Annotated in this window: 14 protein-coding genes; 4 read left to right on the top strand and 10 right to left on the bottom strand. The window is 66.6% G+C overall.

Translation table 11 applies throughout. The annotated features are described in order from the left end of the window. Positions 1–80 precede the first annotated feature (80 nt). The gene (pstS, locus tag E4L96_RS08745; RefSeq protein ID WP_135206831.1) at positions 81–1115 is read right to left on the bottom strand and encodes a phosphate ABC transporter substrate-binding protein PstS; all 1035 of its coding nucleotides are present in this window, start codon (positions 1113–1115) and stop codon (positions 81–83) included. A gap of 227 nt (positions 1116–1342) precedes the next feature. Here pstS and ppk1 point away from each other — a divergent pair, with 227 nt between their 5' ends. Next, positions 1343–3427, top strand: a complete 2085-nt coding sequence (gene ppk1 / locus E4L96_RS08740) for a polyphosphate kinase 1 (RefSeq protein WP_135206830.1) — start codon at positions 1343–1345, stop codon at positions 3425–3427. Between the two features lie 25 nt (positions 3428–3452). Further along, entirely contained in the window at positions 3453–3923 is a 471-nt protein-coding gene (sixA, locus tag E4L96_RS08735; protein ID WP_135206829.1) for a phosphohistidine phosphatase SixA, read from the top strand. Positions 3924–4235: 312 nt separating this feature from the next. Here sixA and E4L96_RS08730 read toward each other — a convergent pair whose 3' ends face one another. The 5 genes from E4L96_RS08730 to alr all read right to left on the bottom strand — a co-directional run bounded on the left by E4L96_RS08730 (position 4236) and on the right by alr (position 11510). Beyond that, on the bottom strand, positions 4236–7064 hold the full coding sequence (locus tag E4L96_RS08730; RefSeq protein WP_167758638.1) for an FG-GAP-like repeat-containing protein: 2829 nt from the start codon (positions 7062–7064) through the stop codon (positions 4236–4238). 262 nt (positions 7065–7326) lie between these two features. Beyond that, positions 7327–8622 (bottom strand): flagellar filament capping protein FliD, encoded by a 1296-nt coding sequence (gene fliD, locus E4L96_RS08725; RefSeq protein WP_135206827.1) that lies wholly within the window; start codon positions 8620–8622, stop codon positions 7327–7329. Positions 8623–8683: 61 nt separating this feature from the next. Then, positions 8684–9004, bottom strand: a complete 321-nt coding sequence (locus tag E4L96_RS08720) for a PilZ domain-containing protein (RefSeq protein ID WP_135206826.1) — start codon at positions 9002–9004, stop codon at positions 8684–8686. 24 nt (positions 9005–9028) lie between these two features. Continuing rightward, positions 9029–10408 (bottom strand): DNA repair protein RadA, encoded by a 1380-nt coding sequence (gene radA / locus E4L96_RS08715; protein WP_135206825.1) that lies wholly within the window; start codon positions 10406–10408, stop codon positions 9029–9031. After that, the gene (gene alr, locus E4L96_RS08710) at positions 10401–11510 is read right to left on the bottom strand and encodes an alanine racemase (RefSeq protein ID WP_135206824.1); all 1110 of its coding nucleotides are present in this window, start codon (positions 11508–11510) and stop codon (positions 10401–10403) included. The genes radA and alr overlap by 8 nt, the downstream gene beginning before the upstream one ends. Before the next feature lie 140 nt (positions 11511–11650). On the opposite strand from alr, the gene lplT reads away from it, so the two are divergent. Further along, complete coding sequence (gene lplT, locus E4L96_RS08705) at positions 11651–12913, top strand: lysophospholipid transporter LplT (RefSeq protein ID WP_135206823.1); 1263 nt, start codon at positions 11651–11653, stop codon at positions 12911–12913. Positions 12914–12957: 44 nt separating this feature from the next. Here lplT and E4L96_RS08700 read toward each other — a convergent pair whose 3' ends face one another. The 4 genes from E4L96_RS08700 to tsaB all read right to left on the bottom strand — a co-directional run bounded on the left by E4L96_RS08700 (position 12958) and on the right by tsaB (position 16193). Further along, positions 12958–13905 carry a DUF1853 family protein gene (locus E4L96_RS08700; RefSeq protein ID WP_135206822.1) on the bottom strand — a complete coding sequence of 316 codons (948 nt, stop codon included), beginning with the start codon at positions 13903–13905 and terminating at the stop codon, positions 12958–12960. Continuing rightward, the gene (locus tag E4L96_RS08695; RefSeq protein ID WP_135206821.1) at positions 13889–14779 is read right to left on the bottom strand and encodes a uracil-DNA glycosylase; all 891 of its coding nucleotides are present in this window, start codon (positions 14777–14779) and stop codon (positions 13889–13891) included. The genes E4L96_RS08700 and E4L96_RS08695 overlap by 17 nt, the downstream gene beginning before the upstream one ends. Before the next feature lie 242 nt (positions 14780–15021). Continuing rightward, complete coding sequence (gene rimI, locus E4L96_RS08690) at positions 15022–15489, bottom strand: ribosomal protein S18-alanine N-acetyltransferase (protein ID WP_229414329.1); 468 nt, start codon at positions 15487–15489, stop codon at positions 15022–15024. Then, complete coding sequence (tsaB, locus tag E4L96_RS08685) at positions 15486–16193, bottom strand: tRNA (adenosine(37)-N6)-threonylcarbamoyltransferase complex dimerization subunit type 1 TsaB (protein WP_135206820.1); 708 nt, start codon at positions 16191–16193, stop codon at positions 15486–15488. Before tsaB ends, rimI begins: the two co-directional genes overlap by 4 nt. A gap of 82 nt (positions 16194–16275) precedes the next feature. Between tsaB and E4L96_RS08680 the strand changes: the two genes are divergently transcribed. Next, positions 16276–16701 (top strand): thioredoxin family protein, encoded by a 426-nt coding sequence (locus E4L96_RS08680; RefSeq protein ID WP_135206819.1) that lies wholly within the window; start codon positions 16276–16278, stop codon positions 16699–16701. Positions 16702–16790: the final 89 nt, after the last annotated feature.

Genomic DNA, 16790 nt, shown 5'->3' with positions numbered 1-16790 from the left:
ATACTTGGGTGCGGTCTCATTGTTATGTGTGCAGCGGAGATGGCGCCGCCCTCCGGACAGCGAGGACGGCGCCGGGGGACTTACCAGAGGGCCTTGCCGGAAGCGTCTTTCACGTTCTGCTTCCACACGCCTTCCACCTGGGTGATCACGGCCTGCGGCATCGGCACGTAATCCAGTTCGGTGGCGGAGGCGCCGCCGTTCTTGAAGGCCCAATCGAAGAACTTCAGGACTTCCTTGCCGGTCGCGGCGTCAGCCTGCGACTTGTGCATCAGCGCGAAGGTCACGCCGGTGATCGGCCACGACTGCTTGCCCGGCTGGTTGGTCAGCACCACGCCGAAGCCCGGGGCCTTGGCCCAGTCGGCATTCGCGGCAGCAGCCTTGAAGTTGTCGTCGTCCGGCTGCAGGAACACGCCGTCCTTGTTTTGCAGCTGGGTGTGCGCCATCTTGTTCTTCTTGGCGTAGGCCCATTCGACATAGCCGATCGAACCCTTGATGCGCTGGACGTTGGCGGCCACGCCGTCATTGCCCTTGCCGCCCACGCCCACCGGCCATTTCACGGCGGTGCCAGCCCCGACCTTGGTCTTGAACTCGGCGTTGGTCTGTGACAGGAAGTTGGTCCACAGGAAGGAGGTGCCCGAGCCATCCGCGCGGTGCACCACGGTGATGTCGGCATCCGCCAGCTTCACGCCCGGATTCAGGGCCGCGATGGCCTTGTCGTTCCACTTGGTGACCTTGCCCAGGAAAATATCCGCCAGCACCGGGCCGGTCAGCTTCAGCGCGCCCGGCGCCACGCCGTCCAGGTTCACCACGGCGACCACGCCGCCCATGATGGTCGGGAACTGCACCAGGCCCGCTTCATTCAGCTCCTCGACCGGCAGCGGCATGTCGGAGGCGCCGAAGTTCACGGTCTTGGCCTTGATCTGCTTGATGCCGGCGCCCGAGCCCACCGACTGGTAGTTCAGGCCGGTGCCGGAGTTCTTCTTGTAGGTTTCCGCCCACTTCGAATAGATCGGGTAAGCGAAGCTGGAACCGGCGCCGGTGATATCGGCGGCCATCGCCGACGACATCGTTACTGCAGCAGCCACCAGGGACATCACCAGTTGTTTGATTTGCATTGTCTCGTCCTTCAAGGGAGGGGATTGGTTTAACAACGCTGCGCAGTCTAAGTTCCCAATGTGACGCCTTTATGACATGGGAAATAAATTGAAAATCATCAGTTTGCGGGGCGTGCTACGCTTTTTGCCGAGCGTTTATGACAGGCGGGCGGCGGCCGGGTCATGGTCCTGTCATATTTCCGAACTACATTCAATCGTGGGGAACTTATCTGATTGCAAAGAAAAAAATGAAGACTTCGACTGGCGCCGCCACGTCCACCGGCAAGACCGACCTCTTCCTGGACCGCGAGCTGTCCCTGCTCACCTTCAACCGGCGCGTGCTGGCCCAGGCCGAGGACCAGAGCCTCCCTTTGCTGGAGCGGCTGCGCTACCTTTGTATAGTCAGTAACAACCTGGACGAGTTCTACGAAGTACGGGTGGCCGGCCTGCTGGCCCAGGCCAACAGCGATGGCGGGCTGGCCGCCCACCCGCAGCTGGAAGCGATGCTGGAACGCGTCAGCCAGGAGTGCCACGCGCTGGTGGACCGCCAGTACGCCATCTTGAATAGCGATGTGCTGCCCGCCCTGCGCGCACAGGGCGTGCAGCTGGTGCGCCATAACGAGCGCACCGAGGCCCAGCGCGCCTGGGTCAAGGCCTACTTCGAGAAGGAGGTGCGCCCTCTCCTGACGCCGATCGGGCTGGACCCGGCCCACCCCTTCCCCCAGGTGGTGAACAAGAGCCTGAATTTCGTGGTCGCCCTGTCCGGCAAGGATGCGTTCGGACGCGGCACGGCGATTGCCATCGTCAAGGCCCCACGCATCCTGCCGCGGGTGATCAAGTTGCCGGACCACCTCTCCAAGCCAGGCATCCATTCCTTCTGCCTGCTCACCTCCGTGATCCACGCCCACATCGGCGACCTGTTCGCGGGGCGCGAAGTGATCGCCTATTCGCAATTCCGCGTCACGCGCGACAGCGACCTGTGGGTGGACGAGGAAGAGGTCAAGAACCTGCGCCAGGCCCTCACCGGCGAGCTGCAGAGCCGCCAGTTCGGCAAGGCGGTGCGGCTGGAGGTGGCGCGCAACTGCCCGCCCGAGCTGTCACAGTTCCTGCTGGACCAGTTCGGCCTGGACCGCCACCGCCTGTACGCGGTCGATGGCCCGGTCAACCTGGTGCGCCTGAGCGAGCTGATCGACCAGACCCGCATCCCGGCCATGCGCTGGCCGCCCTTCGTGCCCGGCTTTCCGCTCAAGGCGGGCACCGACCTGTTCGCGCAGATCGGCAAGCACGACATCCTGCTGCACCATCCCTACCAGTCGTTCCAGCCGGTGCTGGACTTCATCCGCCTGGCCGCCCACGATCCGGACGTGGTCGCCATCAAGCAGACCATCTACCGCACCGGCATGACCTCCGAACTGATGGAGCAGCTGCTGGCCGCCGCGCGCAACCGCAAGGAAGTGACGGTCATCTTCGAACTGATGGCCCGCTTCGACGAGGAAGCCAACATCAAGTGGGCGGACAAGCTGGAACAGGCCGGTGCGCAGGTGGTGTACGGCGTGGTGGGCCTCAAGACGCATGCGAAGATGGCGCTGGTGGTGCGGCGCGAGCCCGAGGGCCTGCGCTACTACAGCCACCTCGGCACCGGCAATTACCACCTGACCACGGCCAAGCTGTACACCGACTTCGGCCTCCTGACCGCCAACCAGGCGCTGGGCGAAGAGGTCAACGAGGTCTTCATCCACCTCACCAGTCTCACCAAGCCGCACAAGTTCCAGCACCTGTGGCTGGCGCCCTTCACCCTGCAGAACGAGCTGGTGAAGGCGATCCGCAACGAAGCCCGGCTGGCGCGCGGCGGCAAGGCGGGCCGCATCATCGCCAAAGTCAACGCGCTGACCGACGAGACCATCGTGCGCGCCCTGTACGCGGCCTCGCAGGACGGCGTCAAGATCGACCTGATCGTGCGCGGCGCCTGCATCCTGCGGCCGGGCGTGCCGGGGCTGTCCGAGAACATCAAGGTGCGCTCGGTGATCGGACGCTTCCTGGAGCACAGCCGCATCTACTACTTCCGTAACGACCTGCAGCACGACGTCTATCTCGCCAGCGCGGACTGGATGAGCCGCAATCTGCTGCGCCGGATCGAGGTCGCCTTTCCGGTGCTGGACAAGGCGCTCAAGCGGCGCGTGATCGTGGAAGGCCTGAATCCCTACCTCAAGGACAATTCAAACGCGTGGGAGCTCGATGGGCAGGGCCATTATCATCGGCGTAAGTCGCGCGGCAAGTCCGCGTTTTCCGCGCAGAGCTACCTGATGGAGCAATTGGGTTCCCAGTCCGCCTGATTCACCGACACCAAAGGAGACCAGCATGGACCTGATTCTGTGGCGCCACGCCGAAGCCGAGGACGGCACACCGGGCGAGGCCGACGCCCGCCGCAAACTCACCACCAAGGGCCACAAGCAGGCGCGCCGCATGGCCGAATGGCTGGCCGCGCAGCTGCCGGAATCGGCCGAGATCATCGTCAGCCCCGCCCTGCGCACCCAGCAGACCGTGGAGCCGCTGGGCCGCCGCTACAAGACCGTGCCCGAGATCGCCTCCGGCGCCGACCCCGAAGCCGTGCTCAGGGCCGCCAACTGGCCGCACGCGCGCAAGGTGGTGCTGGTGGTCGGGCACCAGCCGACGCTGGGGCAGGTCGCGGCCCTGCTGCTGTCGGGCGATGCGCAGTATTGGAACGTCAAGAAGGCCAACGCCTGGTGGATCAGCCAGCGCGATGCGGACGACCCGGACAGCATCTACCTGAAGGCCGTGATGGCGCCTGACCTGATACTCAAGCCTTGAAATGCTCCGGACACATGCTAAATTCAAAGTGTGCCATCGCACCAAGTCGTTGGCGTCACAAAGGGAGGCACTGCTCAACAGCGGCGTATTTGTATGATTGGGGTGACGTTTTTCATTGCGATCCTCGGCAGCATCGCGGGTCTGGTCGCATGGGAGCTATATCAGGAAGCACACGGCAGCCATAACAAGCTGCATGATCACTACCACGATGAGTGAACGCGGCCGACTAGGCCAATAAGAAAAGCGGCGGGACCTGCGTAAGGTCGCCGCCGCTTTCGTGTGCGGGCCGCGCACGCGGTGCGGGCTACGTGCTCAGCGCGCCAGCAGCGTGCGCAGGACCACTGCGCTCTCTTGCCAGTAGGGCGTGGTCACGGTCTTCTCCGTGTCGGTCCACAACAGCAGATCCAGGCGCTGGTCGCCCGCGGCATGCGGCTGCAGCTTGCCGAACAGCGGCATGTAGCTGCACCAGTCGCAGCCCATGGCCGCCGCCACCTGCGATTCATTGACGGCCGCGCCGTTCAGGCGCAGCGTCTGCCGCGTGAAGGTCCCGTCGCCGCGGTTGAGGAAGCTGGTCGGCATGCCGGAGGCCAGCATGGCGGCGGTCACGCCGGTACTGCGCAGCATGATGTCCGGCAGCCCGTCGGCGTTCAGGTCGCGGAACTCGTAGACCAGCGGGTTGAAGCGATAGCCATTGCTCTGGTAATCGATGGCATAGCCGCCCAGCGCGGCCGTGGTCACGTCGGTGAACTGCAGGCCGCCCTGCCCCTTCAGGATCACCGCCTTCACGCCCGCGCCGTTCTGGTCTTCCCAGATGACCAGCAAGTCGGCGCGGCCGTCGCGGTCGTAGTCGGCGATGGAGAGGCCCGAGCAGCCCAGCGTGCTGGTGGCCTTGAGTGCCGCCGGAATGCTGATGCGTGCCGCTTCCGCATACTTGCCGCTCGCCCCGCGCTGCAGGATGCGCACGGTGCGGTCGTCGATGCGGCTGTCCGTACCCGCATAGCTGCAGGTGACGATCTCGTTCTTGCCGTCGCCGGTGAGGTCGCCCACCGCCGTGGCTCCGGCGCGCTGGCGCGAGTACGGCGCCGGGTGGGCGGCGTCGAAGGCCGGTGTATAGAACTCGCTGCTCGGGAAGTAGGCCACTTCGTCCGGCAGCAGCGAGGTGGTCTCGCGGCTGAAGGTGCCATCTCCTTTGCTGGCGTAGATGACCACGCCCTCGCCTTCCACCAGGGTGCCGCCCAGGCGCGCGATGACGATATCCGGCAGGCCATCGCCATTCACGTCGCCCATCGAAGATACGTGATTGAACGAGTTGCTGTTGCCCGGCAAGGTGCTGCTCACGTCCTTCCACTTGCCCGTGGGCTGGCTCATAAGGACGATGTTGGTGGCGCCGTCGCAGCCCTTGCCGCAGTCCTTGTCTTCCAGGCCCTGGTCGACCAGGAAGATGTCCGGCTTGCCGTCGCGGTTGAAGTCGGCGACGAAGATGGCGTTGACGGAGCCGGTCAGCGGCACGTCCCCATCGATCAGCGTGGACGCCGACTGCACGAACACGCCGTCGCCCTTGTTGCGCCAGATTTCCAGCGGCAGCTTGGGCCCCTGGTCGAACAGCGTCGGCGCGACGATCACGTCGTCCAGGCCGTCGTTGTTCAGGTCCACCAGCTTGATCGTGCGCGGCGGCGCGTGGTGGAAGAAGAAAGTTTTGTTGGCCGACTTGATGCTCGGCTGCGGCGTCACCAGCGGTACCGGCACTTCGGTGCGCGCGATGGACGCGCTGTAGTCCGGCTGGACGGAGGCTTGCCACGTGGCGGCCAGCGTGAAGCCGGCCTGGCGGCCGGTGATGGCCGCCAGCGCGGCGCTGGTGTCCGAGCCGGTGACCTTGGCGGTGACCGCGGCGGTGGCCGTGGCGCCGTCCGCCGCGCTCAGGTAGGACAGGCCCTGCTCGACGGCCACTGCCTGCGCCAGCGCGGCCTTGTTGGCCAGCAGCGCGGTGGCCGTGCTGCTGGCGCGGATGTCGTTGCGCATCGCGAGCACGGTGGCGCCGCGCCCGGCGGTGCCGATCTGCGCGATGTACTTTTGCAGCGCTGCCGCATCGGGCGCCGCGCCGCGCAGCTGGGTATAGACGCGGGTGACGAAATCGGCATCCTGCAGGACGGACGAGAGGCCCGAGCCGGACGCCGGCTGGATCGCCGCGTAGTACATGGCGCTGGCGATCTGCTCCAGGCTCTGGCCGATCTTGCGCTGGCGGACCCAGTACTCGAGCGCGTCCGCCTCCGGCACGCGGTTGAAGATGCCGAGGTACAGGTCCGTTACGGCGCTCACGTCGGCCGCGGCCACGCTGCTGAGGGTGGTCGTGATGGTCAGGTTGACGGCGGCATCGGTGAAGCGGATTGCGGTGGTGCCGGCCGCCACGCGCGTGGTCTTGCCATCCGAGAGCGCCGTAGCATTGAAACTGCCGTCCGCATTGCGGGTCAGGTTGTAGGCCGCGCGCGGACCGGCCACGCTCACGGCCTTCACCAGGCCCTCGGTCTTCTGCCCGGCCACAGCGTGCGCGGGCAGCAGCGTGATCGCACTCTTCACCGGGTCGGTGGTACTGGTCACCGCCGATAGCGCATCGCGCGCGCGCGCCGCATCGTCGTCACCGTTGTAGGCGCCGGTCAGGCCGGATGTGACCAAGGCGGCAGAGTAGTTGCTGGCCATCGTGATCTTGTTGGCGATGGTCTGGGCGTCCAGTTTGCCCTGCGCGGTACTGTTGACCAGCGCCCCGGCCATGATCGACAGCGCGGCGTGGCCCTTGGACAGGCCATGCACGTCGATGGCCTCGGACCAGTAATTCAGGCCGTCCGTGTCCGGGCTGCGCCCCAGGACGTGCAGGTAGATCGAGGTGACAAAGGCGCGCGTGTCCTGTCCGCCGTAGAGGCTCAGCGACTCCTGCGAGGTGCCGAAGGCATCCACCAGCTGGCGCACGGCGGGGTTGCTGTCATAGATCGCGTTCAGGCTCTGGATGTCCGCCGCCACGCCGAGTGAACCCAGCGCATTGGTGAAGTTGACCAAACCGCCGGGGTCGGCCGGCCGCCCGAAATAGGCGATGTAGAGCTGCTGGACGGTGGTCTGGTAGGCGGCCGTGTCCCGGCTGGTCTGGGACATCGAGGACGCCGTCAGCGTGGGCGTAAACGCCGGTCTATCGCTCTCCCCCTGTCCGCAGGCGGCCAGCAGGAGCGCACACAGTAGCGGTGCGACGAGGCGGAGGGCGTGGTCGGGACGGGGCATACAAGCAGGCGGCGCGCGCCGCGGCAGTGGGATCAACCGCCCATTATGTATGACTTACGGCAACATTGCACCTGCCAGGCCGCCGCCGAGCGTCCTTATGTTGCAAACGTGCAATTCAGCCGCGTGGGCCGCGATGCGGTCAAGCGAAGAAGTCGAACAGCGAGGTGCGGCCGGTGTAGCCGGTCAGCCCGCCGGTGCCGCCGGTGCCGCCGGCGGCATTGGCGTACTGCTGCACCAGCTGGGCGGCCTGCGCGGTCACCGCCTGGGTGATGCTGGACTTTTTGGCGGTGAGCGTCTTCAGATCGGCGCCGACGCTGTCCACCTGCTTGTCCAGCAGGCCGGAGGCGCCGGTCAGCTGGGCGATTTTGGTGGCCAGTTTGTCCGCCACGCCATTGCCGGAGTCGGTGAACAGTTTGGCCGTGCCGTCCGGGTCCGCCGCGATGGCGGCCTTCAGCCTGGCCTCGTCGATTTTCAGCACGCCACCGCGCAGGGTGACGCCGGCCTTGGCCAGCGCGTCCCCGCCCGTGCCGCCGACGATCTGGGCAAGCTGGGACTGCACCTGCTGCAGCGTGGGGTCGGCCTTCAGGTCGCCCTTCTGCAGCGCGGTGAGCTTGTCCGAGAGACCATTGAAGGCGTCCACGAACAGCTTCACGTTCTGCGGAATCTGGCTGCTGGCCTGGGACACGGTGACGGTGGTCTTGCCGGTGGCCTTGAGCGCCAGCGCGACGCCGGGCAATGCGCCCGTCACGTCGTTGTCCGCGCTGGTGACCTGCTTGCCGTCGATGGTGAGCACCGCGTCCTGCGCGGCGCGGGTCTGGGTCAGCTGGAGCACGTTGGCCAGGGCCGCGTCGCCGTCCACGCTGATCGAGAGCTTGTTCTTGAGGCCCGTCTCGCTGGTCAGGGACAGCGCATAGCCGCTGCCCGCGCGCACCACCTGCGCATCGATGCCGGCCGCCTTGAAGGCGCTGGCGATGCCGTCCAGCGTGTTGTTGGTGGCGTCGATGGCAATGGTCTGGCTGCTGCCGCCCGCGCTCACGGTGATTTTGGTCGCCGCACCGGTGCCCAGCGGGGCCGCCTTGTCCGAGACCGCGCGCGTCATCAGGGTCTGCGCCTGCGCGAGCTGCTGCACGTCGATGGTGTGCGCGCCGACTGTGGCGGTGCCGGAGGTATACGCCGTCAGCACATTGGCCGCCGACGAGGTGGCGGCCGTCTTCAGCCCCGTGCCCGCGAGCGACTCGGCGACCGCCTTGAAGTCATCCAGCATTCCGGCCAGCTGGCCGAGTCCCGACAGGCGGGTCTGGTCGCGCGTGATGTCCTTCTCGAGCTGCTTGACGGTTCCGTTCTGCGACAACAGCGACTTGGAGACGCGCGCGTACAGCTCCGCCGAGGTGATGCCGGCGCCGAGCTGCGAGGTGGGCAGGGAGTTGATGGCCATGATGGCAATTATGCCACCGTGGCAGTGCAGGCCAGCCGCGAATCAGCGGGGCTGAACAGGCCTATTTCAGGTATTTGGCGACGATGCTCATCGCGCTCAGGTCCAGGTTCACGAAGGTGAGCCCGAGCTTGAACTCGCCGGAACTGAAGATGCAGTACGCGACCTTGACCTTGGCCGTGATGGAATTCGGTTTGCCGTCGTAGAAGATGTCGAACTTGACGGTGCCCGTGCGGCCCACCTGGCAGGGCTGTTCCTGGGCCACGCAAACGCCGTTGGCGTTGATGTCCAGGGTGCGACCGGCGACCGGCGGCTGGCCGTCCATGGCCAGCAGGGCTTTCACCTTCAGGGGCTTGCGTTGCGATTGGCGGAGTTCTTCGATCACGGTGTTCTTGTTCCGATTTTTTGTTTAATCCAGTTCGCGCAGCTTGGTGAAGGCTTCGTCGATCCGCTCCACCGCCACGATCTTCATGCCCTCGATGGCCTGGCGCGGCGCGTTGGCCTTGGGGATCACGGCGATCGAGAACCCCAGCTTGGCCGCCTCGCGCAGGCGCTCCTGCCCGCGCGGCGCCGGGCGGATCTCGCCCGCCAGGCCGACTTCACCGAACACCACCAGCCCGCGCGGCAGCGCCTTGTTGCGCATCGAGGAGTTAATCGCCAGGAGCACCGCCAGGTCGGCCGCGGGTTCCGTGATTTTGACACCGCCGACCGCGTTGATAAAGACGTCCTGGTCGAAGGCCGCGATGCCCGCGTGCCGGTGCAGCACCGCCAGCAGCATCGCGAGACGGTTCTGCTCCAGGCCCACCGACAGGCGGCGCGCGTTGGGCAAATGGCTGGTGTCGACCAGCGCCTGCACTTCCACCAGCAGCGGACGGGTGCCTTCCTGCGTCACCATCACGCACGAGCCGGGGACCTGGCTGTCGTGCTGCGACAGGAACAGGGCCGAGGGATTGGAGACGCCCTTCAAGCCCTTCTCCGTCATCGCGAACACACCGAGTTCGTTGACCGCGCCGAAGCGGTTCTTGATGGCGCGGACCAGGCGGAAGCTCGATTGCGTGTCGCCCTCGAAGTACAGCACCGTGTCCACGATGTGCTCCAGCACGCGCGGACCGGCCAGCGCGCCCTCCTTCGTCACGTGGCCGACCAGGATGATCGTCACGCCGGACTGCTTGGCCACGCGCGTGAGCTGGGCCGCGCATTCGCGCACCTGGGCCACCGATCCGGGAGCGGAGGTCAGCGCATCCGAGTACAGGGTCTGGATCGAGTCGATCACCGCCACCTCGGGCTTCAGGTCCGCCAGCGTCCCGAGGATCTTCTCGAGCTGGATCTCGGCCTGCAGCTTGAGTTCTTTCGCCTCCACGTTCAGGCGGCGCGCGCGCAGCGCGATCTGGGCGCCGGACTCCTCGCCGCTCACATACAGCACGTTGCGGGTGCGCGAGAGGCTGGACAGGGCCTGCAACAGCAGCGTCGATTTGCCGATGCCCGGGTCGCCGCCGATCAGCACCACGCCACCGGCCACCAGGCCGCCGCCCAGCACACGGTCGAATTCATCGATGCCGGTGCCGAAGCGCGGCACGTCGATGGCTTCGATGTCCGCCAGCGAGAGGACGGGCGCGGTCTGCGCCAAGGATTTGTGCTGCGGTTGTTGGGAGTAGCGGTTCTGGCTCGGCGCCTCGATGGCGGTTTCCACCAGCGTGTTCCAGGCCTGGCAGGAGCCGCATTGGCCGGTCCAGCGGGCGCTGATGCCGCCGCACTCGCTGCAGGTGTAGTTGGTCTTGGCCTTAGCCATGCTGCGCTCCCACATCCGCCTCCGCCATCCGCACGCGCGGCGCGACGGCGCACATCAGCTCATAGCCGATGGTGCCTGCAGCGTGGGCCACGTCGTCAATCGGAAGGCCGCGGCCCCACAGCGTCACCTGGCTGCCGATGCGCGCCTGCGGCACCGGCGTCAGGTCCACGGCCAGCATGTCCATCGACACGCGCCCCGCCAGCGTGGTGCGCACGCCGTCCACCAGGATCGGGGTCCCGTGCGGCGCATGGCGCGGGTAGCCGTCCGCATAGCCGCAGGCGACCACGCCGACGCGCATCGGGCGCTCGGCGGTGAAGTGGCTGCCGTAGCCGACGCAGTCTCCGGCCTGCAGTTCCTGCACGCCGATGATCTCCGATGCCAGCGTCATGGCGGGCAGCAGGCCGTGTTCGGCCGCCGTCATGCCGCCCGGAGTGCCGCCGTACAGCATGATGCCGGGGCGGACCCAGTCGTCGGCCAGCGCGCCGCTGAGCCTCTGGCGCAGCAGCACGCCGCCCGAATTACACAGGCTGCGCTCACCCGGGATGCCGTCCGCGCCTCGCTGGAAACGCTCGATCTGCTCGGTGATGGTGACGCGCGGATGGGCCAGTTCGTCCGCATTGGCGAAGTGGGTCATCAGGCCGATGTTGCGCACGGCCGGGATGGCGCGCAGGCGTTCGTACGCCGCGCGGTAGGTTTCGGGCTTGAAACCGAGGCGGTTCATCCCCGTATTCATCTTGAGGAAGCAGTCGACGGGCTGCTGCAGGTTGGCGCGCTCAAGGATCTCGATCTGCTCGATGCAGTGGACGGCGGAGGTGATGCCGTGGCGGGCCAGCAGGGGGGCGTCCGCGGCTTCGAAGATGCCCTCCAGGAGCATGACCGGGCCCTGCCAGCCCAGCTCACGGAGCAGAAGCGCGTTCTCGGTCTCGATCAGCGCCAGGCCATCGGCGGCCGCGAAGCCACGCAGGCCGCGTTCCAGCCCGTGGCCATAGGCATTCGCCTTCACCACGGCCCAGACTTTGGCACCCGGTGCGCAGGCGCGCGCGCGGGACAGGTTGTGCGCCATCGCGTCGAGATGGATGGTGGCGGAAATCGGCCTGGGCATGGGGTTCGGAGCGGGTAATGGCTATGCAGACAAAGCCGGTATTTTACCGGACGCAAGCCCGTTCCGCAGGGGTGCATTTTCTTTGGCGGGCGTTGTATTCATGGTATAAAGCAACCCACACTGGATTTTCAAAGTAACGAATGAATCGTGGTTTTTATACCATCATGGCGGCGCAGTTTTTCTCGTCGCTGGCGGACAATGCCCTGTTGTTCGTGGCGATTGCGCTGCTCACCTCCATGAAGGCTCCCGCATTCTTCACCCCGCTGCTCAAGCTCTCCTTCGTTCTCTTCTATATCCTGCTGGCCGCCTTCGTGGGCGCCTTCGCGGATGCGTTGCCGAAGGGCCGGGTGATGTTCATTGCGAATACCGTCAAGATCGCGGGCTGCATGCTGCTGTTCGCGCATGTGCATCCGCTGGTTGCGTACGCGGTGGTCGGTTTTGGCGCGGCGGTGTATTCGCCCGCCAAGTATGGGATTCTCACCGAGCTGCTGCCGGCGGAAAAGCTGGTGCCGGCCAATGGCTGGATCGAAGGCTTGACCGTGATGTCCATCATTCTCGGCACGGTGCTGGGCGGAGCGCTGTTCAGCGAATCCGTCTCCAGGGCGCTGCTGGGATTCGATTTTCCGGTGCTCGATCTTGGGGTGGATACGCCGCCGGAAGCGGCGCTGTGGGTGGTGGTGGGCATCTATGCCTTTGCAACGCTGTGCAACTGGAAGATTCCCGATACCGGGGCGCGTTATGAGCACCAGGAACGCAATCCGGTGCGGCTGATTGCCGACTTTTCCAATTGCTGTTCCACGCTATGGCGCGACAAGCTGGGCCAGATTTCGCTGGCCGTCACCACCCTGTTCTGGGGTGCCGGGGCGACGCTGCAATTCATCGTGCTGAAATGGGCGGACAAGGCGCTGCATCTGCCGTTCGATAAAGCCACCCGGCTGGTGGGCGTGGTGGCCATCGGCATGGCGATCGGCGCGGCGGCGGCGGCCAAGCTGATCCCGCTGCGCAAGTCGCTGACGGTGCTGCCGCTCGGGATCCTGATGGGGATTATCGTGATGCTGATGGTGCTGGTGCATTCGCAGGCCATCGCGTATCCGATGCTGATTGCGGTGGGGGCGATTTCAGGCTTTTTCGTGGTGCCGATGAATGCTTTGCTCCAGCACCGCGGCCACGTGCTGATGAGCGCCGGTCATTCGATCGCGGTGCAGAACTTCAACGAGAACCTGTGCATCCTGACGATGCTGGCCGTGTATGCGGCAATGATCACGCTGGACCTGAACCTGAATGCCATCATCGTCCTGTTTGGCCTGTTCATCTCCGGCTCCATGTTCTTCATCATGAAGCGCCATGCCCTCAACCAGCGCGAACACGACGCGCTGGCGCTGATCGGCGAGCATAAGCACTGATCACTGGCGCACCGCGCGCCTCACTTTGATTCCATGTAGCCCACTCACCCCACGCGGCGGTTGGCGGCGCGGGTGCGCCAGTCGAGGGGCACGATGAAGGCGCGGGCGCATTCGTGCCAGGCACCGTGCTCATGGCGCATGGAGGCCACCAGCATCGGCAGCGCGGGTGGGCCGGAGAAGTGCGCGTCGACCGCTTGTGCCAGCGTGGCGCGGTCGAGGACCTCGTTGTTGTCGACTGTTCGATAGGGAGCGAGCCACTGCAGGCGCGGAAGGTGCACGAAGTGGTCGCCGGAGAGGTGATCGAGCTCGTCGGCCGCGCACCAGGTGCCGCGGCAATGGTTGGGCGTCAGGCCTTCCACGCCACTCACGGTTCCGCGCGGGTAGAACAGCCAGCCTTTCACCAATGCCTGCGCCTGGACCACGGGCCGCGGCAGCACGGCTTGTGCGGCGGGATGGTGGCTCAGTTCCAGCTGCTTGCTGGTGATCTTGCGCATCTTCTGGCCGAGGCTATCGGCCAGGTTGGGGCCGACCAGGGTTTCCAGCGCGTCCGGCGCCACGCCTTCCAGCAGATAGAACTTGGTAGCGAATTCGATGTGGCGTGCGGCGCCGCCACCTGCGTCGAGCAGGAAGTCGAACTCGCCGATCGTGGCATTGCGCTCGGCGCGCACTTGCAGGCCATGCGCGATCAGCTCTCCACGGGTGCGGAAGTAGAAGGCCATCAGCTTTTCGGCGTACAGGCCCAATCGGGTGTAGACGCGGTCTCCCAACGCCTCTTCGAGCGGCGCGGGATCACGGTCGAGAATATGCAACCATTTGGTTGCGCTTTCATCGAGCGCAGGAAGCGTGGCGATGCGGCCCTGCCAGTGCGGGTGCAAGGGGTCGAGCAAATCCGGTGAGTCCAGCAGCCACGCGAGGGCGCGTACGTGCGGGTTTGTCAGGCCGCTGAAACGGCGTGTGAAGGACGCCTGGTAGCTGTCAGCTTCGTCCCGCATCGGCGGCCTTGGCGAGGCACAGATCGGCCCAGGCGAGGGCTTTGTCCTGGCCGCGGCGCAGCAGTTCGCCGGGATGCAGGGTGGGGATCAGCGGCACGCTGTTTGGTCCTGCGGCGATGGTGTGGACTGTGCCGCGGGCGCTGGCCAATGGTTCCTGCAGCGGACGCGCAAGCAAGGCGTTCGCGGCGATCTGGCCGAGGGTGACGACCGTGCGCGCGCCGGTCAGGGCGATTTCGCGCTCGATGAACGGGCGGCAGGCCTGCGCTTCTTCCGCCGTGGGGGCGCGGTCAGCACCAGTGCCCGTCGTGGGGCGGCACTTGATCAGGTTCGTGACGTACACCTCGTCCGCTTGCGAGAGGCCGGCGGCGGCCAGCATGTTGGCCAGCAGCTTGCCGGCGTCTCCGGCGACGGGGGTATTGTCCTTTTCGTCAGCGGCGGTGGTGGCGCCGGCGCTCACCAGCCAGCGGGCTTGCGCGGGGCCGCTGCCAAGCACCGGTTGCGCGCCCTGGCGGTACGCGCCGCAGCGGCGGCAGTTGGCGATGGCGGCGTGCAGCTGAGGCCAGTCCATCTGCGCAATCTCTTCGGGAGTGGCCTCAGGCTGGGCATTGTCGGCGGCTGGGTCGTGGGTGACCGGGGCGCCTTGCACGGCGTAGTTCAGCGGGACGTGGGCCGATGGCCGGTCCGCCGGGTCGGGCGTGCGTTTGTGCGCGGGAGGACGCGCTGGCGTGTCCTCGTGAGCGTCGTCATCCCAGGCGGATTCGGAGGGAACGGACGACGCGCGCGGCGCGGGCGGCGTGGCGAGTGTGGACGCTGCAGCGGGCTGCCCCGGCGCGGGCGCGGCACCGGGCGCAGTCTCGCTGGGAGGGGGCTGCAAGGGCGCGGATGGAGGCTGCGCGGATGCGGAAGCTGGCCAGGCGGGCGCAGACGGCGCGGGCGCCGATGCATGCTGCCCGGGCGCAGGCGAAGACACCTCGTTGATTGCAGTCGCAGCGCTGGGCGCAGCAGTCAGAGGCGCGTCAGCGGCGGTATCCGGGGCCGCCGCGTCAGGCTGGCCGCGGACGAGCCACAGCGGTCCGATGCCCATCTCGCGCAGGAAGGCTGTGGTGCGAGAGTCGGTCACAGCGTGTACCTCATCACGATCGCATCTTCGCGCCCGCCCGCCGCCGGGTAGTAGGCCTTGCGGCGGCCGATCTGCACGAAGCCGTACTCGTTGTAGACCTTGAGCGCGCGCTCGTTGGACGGACGCACTTCCAGCAGCACCGACTCCATCCCATGCGCCCGCGCGCAGGCGCACACCCGGTCCAGCAGATGCCGCCCGATCCCCTGCCCCTGCCGCCCCGCGGCCACGGCCACGTTCAGCAGATGCGCTTCGTCCACCGCGCACATGACGAGGAAGTAGCCAACCAATTGACCCTCATCGTCGCGCAGCACCGTGGTGTCATACCCCGCATCGACGGAATCGGCGAAGTTCGCGCGGCTCCAGGGATAGGGATAGACCGATTCCTCCAGCGCCAGCACCTCGTCCAGGTCCGCCAGCGTCATGGACGCCGTAGCGAAGGACAGCTGATCGGGCGCGACGCTCATGCCGCGTCCCGCGCGTTGATGGCCTGGCGTTCGGCCGACGTGTAGGCGACCTTGTTGCGCAGGTAGAGCGGCTGCGCCTGGGCGGCCGTCACCGTGCGCCCCGCCGCGAATTCAATGGCCGCCAGCTGCGCGATCTGCCGCGCGTGCGGCAGGATGTCCGCATGCGCGTCCACAGCGAACGGCCGGTCCGACAATGCATCGGGGTACGCAGCGAAGCCGTTGCCGCATGCGGCCAGCCCCGCCACTTCGACAGGCGCCACCGCGCCGGGCGCCGACAGCGCCGGCTCCATCACCGTGGTCCACCGCCCATCCACGATCCGGTACTGGGCCCAATACACCTCTCCCATGCGCGCATCCAGCACCACGAGGACATCGGTGGCACCGGTCCGCTGCTGGCACGCCAGCGCCATCGCCGGCAAGGTCACCACCGGCACCACCGGCAATCCCGCGCCAAACGCAAGCCCCTGCGCCACACCGCAGGCCGTGCGCACGCCGGTGAACGACCCGGGCCCAGAGCCAAAGGCGATCGCATCGACCTGCGCCAGCGTGACTCCAGCCTCCGCCAGCAGCTCCTGCGCCATAGGCAGGACCGACGCGGAATGGGTGCGCACGCCCGACGATTCGCGCGCGCTCACGCTGTCGCCGGACAGCAGCGCGCACGAGGCCAGCTCGGACGAAGTTTCGATGGCAAGGATGAGGGACATGGCCGGTATTTTACCCTGCCCGCCCCTGCACCCGCGAGGGTGCAAGTGCGTAAGCGCCGGACGGGCGCGGTAGAATACGCTCATGTACAGCCTGACGCTTGAACAGGACAACCGCGCCACGGTGTCCGCCGCCATCCACAGCGACCGCCTGGTCGTGGCCTGCCTGTGCGCGGCCTGGTGCGGCACATGCGGCTCGTACCGCACGTCGTTCGAAACGCTGGCGTCAAAACATCCGGACATGGTGTTCCTGTGGGTCGACATCGAAGACCATGCCGACATCGTGGGAGACCTCGATGTCGACAACTTCCCCACCCTGCTGATCCAGCGCCACGACACGGTCGCCTTCTTCGGCACCATGCTCCCCGACCCCGCCGTCGCCGACCGCATGATCCAGTCCATCGCCGAGCTGCCCGACGCCGAGCTGCAACGCCAGGCCCAAAGCACCGCCGAACGCCGCACCTGGCAGTCCGAGTGCAACCTGCGCCAGCTCCTGAACGCCCCCGGCTGACCCTCCGGCAACACCCCGCCCCACCTTTGCGCTGCCTCAACCAATGGGATGGACGCCCCCACCCTAGATTTACGGCATCGAAGTGCCAA

Origin of the sequence: Zemynaea arenosa (genome assembly GCF_004614185.1) — a bacterium.
Classification (GTDB): domain Bacteria; phylum Pseudomonadota; class Gammaproteobacteria; order Burkholderiales; family Burkholderiaceae_D; genus Telluria; species Telluria arenosa.
Note: the sequence above shows the minus strand (reverse complement) of the source record. Positions and strands in the feature narration are given on the sequence as shown.

What these genes read in the sequence shown, in the direction of transcription:
- pstS (WP_135206831.1), bottom strand. Translation starts at nt 1,115, where the DNA reads ATGCAAATCAAACAACTGGTGATGTCCCTGGTGGCTGCTGCAGTAACG.
- ppk1 (WP_135206830.1), top strand. Translation starts at nt 1,343, where the DNA reads ATGAAGACTTCGACTGGCGCCGCCACGTCCACCGGCAAGACCGACCTC.
- sixA (WP_135206829.1), top strand. Translation starts at nt 3,453, where the DNA reads ATGGACCTGATTCTGTGGCGCCACGCCGAAGCCGAGGACGGCACACCG.
- E4L96_RS08730 (WP_167758638.1), bottom strand. Translation starts at nt 7,064, where the DNA reads ATGTCCCAGACCAGCCGGGACACGGCCGCCTACCAGACCACCGTCCAG.
- fliD (WP_135206827.1), bottom strand. Translation starts at nt 8,622, where the DNA reads ATGGCCATCAACTCCCTGCCCACCTCGCAGCTCGGCGCCGGCATCACC.
- radA (WP_135206825.1), bottom strand. Translation starts at nt 10,408, where the DNA reads ATGGCTAAGGCCAAGACCAACTACACCTGCAGCGAGTGCGGCGGCATC.
- alr (WP_135206824.1), bottom strand. Translation starts at nt 11,510, where the DNA reads ATGCCCAGGCCGATTTCCGCCACCATCCATCTCGACGCGATGGCGCAC.
- lplT (WP_135206823.1), top strand. Translation starts at nt 11,651, where the DNA reads ATGAATCGTGGTTTTTATACCATCATGGCGGCGCAGTTTTTCTCGTCG.
- E4L96_RS08700 (WP_135206822.1), bottom strand. Translation starts at nt 13,905, where the DNA reads ATGCGGGACGAAGCTGACAGCTACCAGGCGTCCTTCACACGCCGTTTC.
- rimI (WP_229414329.1), bottom strand. Translation starts at nt 15,489, where the DNA reads ATGAGCGTCGCGCCCGATCAGCTGTCCTTCGCTACGGCGTCCATGACG.
- tsaB (WP_135206820.1), bottom strand. Translation starts at nt 16,193, where the DNA reads ATGTCCCTCATCCTTGCCATCGAAACTTCGTCCGAGCTGGCCTCGTGC.
- E4L96_RS08680 (WP_135206819.1), top strand. Translation starts at nt 16,276, where the DNA reads ATGTACAGCCTGACGCTTGAACAGGACAACCGCGCCACGGTGTCCGCC.